Genomic DNA, 7,099 nt, shown 5'->3' on the forward strand with positions numbered 1-7,099 from the left:
ACAACAGGAAACGATTTCGGGAACGGTCACGGATGCCCAGTCGGGCGAGACGCTGCCGGGCGTAAACATACTGGTAAAGGGAACCTCTACGGGAGCTTCAACTGATCAAAATGGAAACTACGAATTGACCGTATCTTCTTTGCAGGATACGCTGGTGTTCACGTATATCGGGTACCAGCGGGAGGAAATTCCGATTAACGGCAGAGAAGAATTAAACATAGCCCTTCAGCCGCAGACCATTGCAGGCGAGGAGCTGGTGGTTGTCGGATATGGAGAGCAGAGGAGAAGTGATTTAACGGGATCCATTTCCTCGGTTTCAAGCGACGAGATTAATACATATCCCAGCCAGGGCATGACCGATGCCATTCAGGGAAAAATTTCGGGCGTACAGGTACAAAGTGTTAATGGTGGAGAGCCTGGAACAGGGTATAGGATTCGGATCCGGGGCGGTACGTCCATTAATGCCGGTAGCGATCCATTGTATGTCGTAGATGGCTTTCCCGGAAGCACGCCTCCACCGCCTCAAGATATTGAATCAATTGAAGTGTTGAAAGATGCCTCTGCGACTGCTATTTATGGGGCAAGGGGAGCAAACGGTGTCGTATTGATAACCACAAAACAAGGCTATGAGGGAGATACCCAGATCGACTTAAAACTCTCGAACTCATTTCAGCAAACAACAAAGCAGCTTGATTTGCTGAATGCCTCTGAGTTCGGATCGTTTATGAATGATCTCCATCTCAATGGAGGTGGAGATGCTAATAACGTGCCTTATCCTGATGCCTCATCCCTGGGTGAGGGTACTGACTGGCAGGACCAAATATTTCGGGACGGTTATTTGCAAAACTATCAGCTTTCCGTTTCTGGAGGTACGGATAAGGTAAATTATTATGTTTCTGGTAATCTGTATGACCAGCAAGGGGTTATTATTAATTCAGATTATAAGAGAATGAGTGTGTTAAGTAATGTTGATATCCAGGCTACTGAGAAATTCAAGATTGGAGGTAAGCTGTATTTTGCTCGTTCCGAACAAAATGGTGTGAGAACGCAAGAAGGGAGCAGTGGAACAACAGGCGCCGGGGTCATCTCTGGAGCTTTTAAATTTGAGCCCACAAAGGGAGTTTATGATGAAAATAATGAATTCACAATAAGTGGAATAGGAGACCCTCATGATAATCCCTATGCCGTTGCAACACAACGGGAGTCAGATAATGTTGATGATCGTTTCGAGGGTAACGTATTCGGGGAATATTCCATTGTAGACGACCTTATTTTACGGGTTACTGCCGGAGCTAACATTAACAATGGCCGGTATGGAAATTTTGTGCCAACGACCTTGGTCGGAGGACGAAATACCGGTGGCACCGGTGCAATAAATGCCGGCAAAAGCACCAATTTTATCAATGAAAATTACCTGAATTACGAGCATGCCTTCGCAGAAATTCATACGGTTAATTTTAGCGGCGGCTTTTCCTATCAGCATTACCGCTCGGAGGGATGGAATGCGAGTAACCAAAACTTTATCAGTGACAGTTTCTCCTTTTGGAATTTGGATGGAGGGTCAAACTTTCAAAGTCCGAGCTCATACTTATCAAGATGGACACTGGCGTCCTGGTATGGTCGTTTGAACTACAATTTTGATGACAAGTATTTACTGACGTTTACCGGCCGGTACGACGGATCATCCCGTTTCGGTAAAAACAATAAATGGGCATTTTTTCCATCCGGCGCTGCAAGCTGGAATATTTCCAATGAGGAATTTCTGGAGGATTCAGACCTGCTGAGCAACTTAAAGCTGAGAGCAAGTTTTGGGGTTACGGGAAATACCGAAATTGGAACCTACCAGTCGCTGGCAAGGTTTTCACCGGTATTCAGTACGGTAGGCGGACAGCCTGTGAATGCCATTCGTCCCACGGATGTAGCCAATAACAACCTGACTTGGGAAAGCACCACGCAATATGACATTGGACTTGATATCGGTTTGCTGAATGACCGGATAGATATTACGGCTGATTATTATAATAAAAAAACCGAGGATTTGCTTTATAACATCCCGCTTCCGGAATATTCCGGGTATGGAACATCCCTTCAAAATATCGGGAGTATTGAAAACAAGGGGTTTGAGCTCTCGTTAAATAGCCAAAATATTACGACTGACCAATTCTCCTGGTCTACAAGGTTGAATATTTCATTCAACCGGAACAAAATAGCTGAACTTGCCGGCGGGGATGTCAAATACAGCGAGGCGCCCGGACATATGATTTCCACCGAATCCCAGATTCTTCGGGAAGGAGAACCCGTGGGTTCTTTTTATGGATGGATTTTTGACGGCCTTTACCAGGAAGGAGATGACTTCAGTGCCGAACCGGACAAGCAGCCGGGTGACGTTAAATTTAAAGATATTAACGGGGATGGCACGGTTAATAACTCCGATCAGACGATTATAGGGGATCCGCATCCTGATTATATCTGGGGATTTACAAACAATTTCAAGTATCAAAACTTTGACTTGAGTGTTTTTCTTCAGGCTTCAGCGGGCAATGATATGCTTAATTTCACAAGAATGGAATTGTTGTGGATGTCGGGTAAAAGCAATCAACTCGCGGAAGCGACCAATCGGTGGACTCCTGATAACACCGATACGAATATACCGAGGGCTTCCTCGGGACGCAGTGCCATCGTATCTTCACAGTGGGTCGAAGATGGCTCTTATGTGAGGGTAAAAAACATTTCCCTGGGTTACAATATTCCGGCAAGCGTGTTAGGAAGCAGGGTACGGTCGGCAAGAATTTATGCAAGTGGTCAGAACTTGCTTACTTTCACCGATTTTTCCGGGTATGATCCGGAAGTCAGTTATCAAAATTCCAATACGAATATCGGGTTAAACTATGCCAGTTATCCCAATATACGATCATTTACTATTGGTTTGGATATTGGATTTTAAGATGCTTCCAGTCATAAATAAAATTTATAGAGCTATACAGATATGAAAAATTTAAATTTCGTCGCCATAACACTTGTAATCTTAATCGTATCAATTAGTAGTTGTACTGATTTAGAGGAAAATCCGGTTGGGCTGTTAGCACCGGAATCCTACTTTAAAACTGCTCAGGATGCCCAGAATGCCGTAAATGGGGCTTATGCCGAACTGGCCTATGAATCGCTTTATGGCAGAAAGTTACCACTCACCCTTTCCCTGTTAAGTGATATGGGGGATATTGGTGATCCCGGTACGGCTTCCCGCCGTATTAATTTGAACACTTTTACCCATGATCCCAACAACGGTATGATTACGGCCATGTGGCCCCAGTTCTACCGGGTTATAAGTGCATCAAATAACGCTATTGATGGCATCCCTTCCGTGGAGATGGATGAGAACAGGAAAAATGCGCTTATAGCTGAAGCTCGTTTTGCCAGAGCACTGGCCTACTATCATTTGGTCCGGTTATTTGGTGCCGTGCCGTATATAGATCAATATGTAGAAGATCCCAATTCAGTTAATGATATCGAAAGTACTTCTCCCGATCAGATTTACGAAGGCATTATTGATGATCTGGAATTTGGGATGGATCACCTGCCTGACACCCATGATGGAGATATCAGAAGCAGGGCCACCGTGGGTTCAGCGGCAACCATGCTCGCTTCGGTCTATTTGACCAGGGAAAATTATGATATGGCTGCAGAAATGGCCGAGTATGTCATACAAAATAAGGACAGGTTTGGCTATGATCTGGTCGATGACTATCAGGAGTTATTTAATGCCGATAACCATGATACCCGGGAGCATATATTTACCATCGATTTCCTGGGCGGGGTAACCGGATCATGGCCGGCCAATGTTGACTATATGGCACCTATAACGGGTATTCGTGACGCGGATCAGCAGGGATGGAGTGTCCTTGTCCCCTCTATGAAAGTCTTCAACAGTTTCAATGATGAGGATTATCGAAAGGAGGTCGGATTTCAAAAAGAAGCGTTGATAGGCGGGGAGATGAAACCCTATACGGAATATAATTTCCCAAGGCCACATATTGCGAAGTATGCTCTTTTCCCGGGGAGTAACGCTAACGCGGACGGTAGTATGTCGGATATCAATTATACCGTTTTCCGGTATGCTGAAGTATTGCTTATTGCGGCGGAGGCTTTGAACGAAAGAGATGGCGGTCCATCACAGAGTGCCTATGATTATATCAATCAAGTGCGCAACAGGGCTCGAAGTGCTGATGGCAATGCTCATGGCTACCCGGCTGATTTGACTGCAGGGCTGTCTCAAACGGCCTTCCGTGATTCAGTACTGGAAGAGCGGAGAATAGAACTCTCTTTCGAGTACAAAAGGTGGTACGATGTCGTAAGACGGGATATGCTGGATGAGGTCTTTACGGGATCGGATGCGCTGGAAACACGCAGCGTGGATCCTTCCAAACATTATTTGCTTCCATTGCCACAGGATGAACTGGATCGAAATCCGAACCTGAGACCGGACGGCAGTAACAATGGCTATTAAAAAGAAAATGCTTATCTGTATAGTGTAATTAGTTTTTGGAGGACCGGGTACGACGGGTTTTAGCCTGCTGAATGGACTGTATCTATATCAGTGGCTGCTCTCCACAAGAAGATGAGCACTATATAATGGTGCCAAGAACGCAAAGGCTGGAACAAGTTCGGCATGAGATGGTAGTTTAGCAAAGATTCTTTAATTTTCTATGCCATATGTATACAGATGAATAATATCTGCAGATCTCACATAATAGTGTACGCAGCGATTCTTTACCTGGCGGTGATGTTTTGCCTGTCGGGGTGCGCCGCGGACATGGAGAAGAACCCCGAACCGGAGGTGGACTTGATCAACATCGAGCAAGACCGGGTGCTTTCGGCGGCCGACAGCATCCTCGGGGCGCCGGTGGTGACGGTCACCGATACGGTTTCTCCTCGAAGCGCCGGGGGGGCTGCATGACTATTATTCGGAGGGGGATTACTGGTGGCCGAACCCGGACGACCCGGAGGGACCCTATATCCGCCGGGACGGGAAAAGCAACCCGGATAACTTTCTGGCCCATCGCCGGGCCATGCGCCGGCTCAGCCAGATGGTCCCTGCGCTGGTTGCGGCCTTCAAAGTGACCGGGGAGCAACAATATGTGGATGAAGCGAGCAGGCACCTGCGGGCCTGGTTTATCGATGAAGAGACTAAAATGAACCCCAACCTGCAGTATTCCCAGGCGATCGAGGGACGAAATGAAGGCCGGAGTATCGGGATTATCGACACCATTCATTTGGTGGAGGTAGCCCAGGCGATCAAGGTACTGGGGGAGTTGGGGGCTCTGCAGGAGGAGACGGCGGCGGGACTCCAGGAGTGGTTTTCGGCGTATTTGGAGTGGCTGACCACCAGCGACTTCGGCCTGGAGGAGAAGACCCACGGGAATAACCACAGCACAGCCTGGGCCCTGCAGGCCAGCGCCTTTGCGCGGCTGGTGGGAGATGAGAAGGTCCTGGAGGAGTGCCGCCGACTGTATAAAGAGACCTTGCTGCCGGACCAGATGACCCGGGACGGGAGCTTCCCGGATGAGCTGGATCGGACGAAGCCGTATGGCTACTCGCTGTTTAACCTGGATGTAATGACCTCGCTGGTTCACATTATCTCCGGTCCCGGGCATGATCTGTGGACCTATGAGACCCGCGGCGGGAGAACCATCGGTAATGCCCTGGCATTTATGTACCCGTACATAAAAGATAAGAGCAGCTGGCCCTACGGGGAGGATGTGATGTATTTCGAGCAGTGGCCGGTGCGGCACCCGGCACTGCTGTTTGGCGGGCTGGCCCTTGATAAGCCCGAGTACATCGAACTGTGGAAAACCCTCAACCCCGATCCCGCCACCCCCGAGGTCGTACGAAACTACCCGATCCGTCAGCCTCTTTTGTGGATCGACTGAGTAGTAGCATGACAGTTAAAAAATGAGATTCTTGTAGCGGTGGGGACTCCTATTTAAAGTTACTGCAGTCGGAAGCTGCGGCCGTGCAGGATTGGATGGACAGGATTCTTATATATGATATTTATTCAATGCTTGTGCGATTGGCTTCCAAAATCGCTTAGCGCCTAAGACATGAAAGCGTTGTTTGGAATGGAGATATAATGAGAATCCCACATGCGCCCGTACGCAGTTGGATCAGCTTTTACTCTACCCGCAGAACAGGTTTATATCCCTGAGATTCCATCCCACCGTCAGGGAAGAGCTGAAATAACTTTTTGAATTATTGAATAGGAGAAAGTACCTTGGAATTTGAGATTCCGTTAACAAATAGCCGGGGATAATGATAAAGACCTTCACAAAACCGTTCTTTTGGCCAATCTCTGCATTTTCGCACATTCAACATCCTCACATTTGCCTTATATCCTTCAGTTTTAAACGCGCTCAGGCCTTGATATTTCCCGATGCTTCGGGACTGATTTCGCAAAGTCTCTGATAAGATGCTACACAATACAACGGTCGGGGTTCCCTCACTGACATGAAGCACTTCTGCGAGTATACATACGTATATTTATATATAGGAGCCGCGTTATTTTTTATGGGATTTCCCGCAGAAGGTGCGGCACAAACGTCCCCCTCCGAGGAGAAACAAACGGTGGAAGCGGAGCAGGTAGACCGCGAGTATACCCTTGAGGCGGTCATTACGGGGTACAGCGGTATTGGCGGAGAGATCGACGGAATCAGAAACCCGACTTTGCAGGCCAAAAAAGGAGAAACAGTACAGATTACCATCATCAACGGGGAGACACTGACCCACGATATTGCCCTGGAACGCATGGACGTTCAAAGCGAATCGATCATTGAAGAAGGGGCCTCCACCAGCGTCACCTTTGTCGCCGAATCCGGCGACACCTATTACTGCACCATACCGGGCCACCGGGCCGCGGGTATGGAGGGCCGGTTTGAGATTATCAGCTCCTCCACCGGGGAGACGGTAGCAGAAGGGGTGATCCCGCAAAAAGGCGGGGAACCGGTCAATCTGGACTTTGAATACGCGAACCTGGACGATTGGTCGGCCGAAGGAGAGGCGTTTGCGGGACAGCCGGTGTTGGATCGGTCGACGCAAATATACGGGG

Annotated in this window: 5 protein-coding genes; all 5 read left to right on the forward strand. The window is 48.2% G+C overall.

Annotation, left to right across the window (positions count from 1 at the left end; genetic code table 11):
• The coding region (locus ACESLU_RS09400) for a SusC/RagA family TonB-linked outer membrane protein (RefSeq protein ID WP_372638340.1) at positions 1-2,944 on the forward strand (2,944 nt) is incomplete at its 5' end.
• Positions 2,945-2,986: 42 nt separating this feature from the next.
• The gene (locus ACESLU_RS09405) at positions 2,987-4,504 is read left to right on the forward strand and encodes a RagB/SusD family nutrient uptake outer membrane protein (RefSeq protein ID WP_372638342.1); all 1,518 of its coding nucleotides are present in this window, start codon (positions 2,987-2,989) and stop codon (positions 4,502-4,504) included.
• Between the two features lie 216 nt (positions 4,505-4,720).
• The gene (locus tag ACESLU_RS09410; RefSeq protein WP_372638344.1) at positions 4,721-4,954 is read left to right on the forward strand and encodes a hypothetical protein; all 234 of its coding nucleotides are present in this window, start codon (positions 4,721-4,723) and stop codon (positions 4,952-4,954) included.
• A complete protein-coding gene (locus ACESLU_RS09415; RefSeq protein ID WP_372638348.1) occupies positions 4,947-5,927 on the forward strand; it encodes an alginate lyase family protein in 981 nt (326 codons plus the stop codon). The genes ACESLU_RS09410 and ACESLU_RS09415 overlap by 8 nt, the downstream gene beginning before the upstream one ends.
• Positions 5,928-6,561: 634 nt before the next feature.
• A partial coding sequence (locus ACESLU_RS09420; RefSeq protein WP_372638346.1) for a cupredoxin domain-containing protein occupies positions 6,562-7,099 on the forward strand: 538 nt, incomplete at its 3' end.

Source organism: Fodinibius sp. (genome assembly GCF_041642155.1).
In the GTDB taxonomy this organism is placed as follows: Bacteria; Bacteroidota; Rhodothermia; order Balneolales; family Balneolaceae; genus Fodinibius.

Bases quoted from the DNA above. Each gene is read 5' to 3' on its own strand.
- ACESLU_RS09405 (WP_372638342.1), top strand. From the start codon at position 2,987: ATGAAAAATTTAAATTTCGTCGCCATAACACTTGTAATCTTAATCGTA.
- ACESLU_RS09410 (WP_372638344.1), top strand. From the start codon at position 4,721: ATGAATAATATCTGCAGATCTCACATAATAGTGTACGCAGCGATTCTT.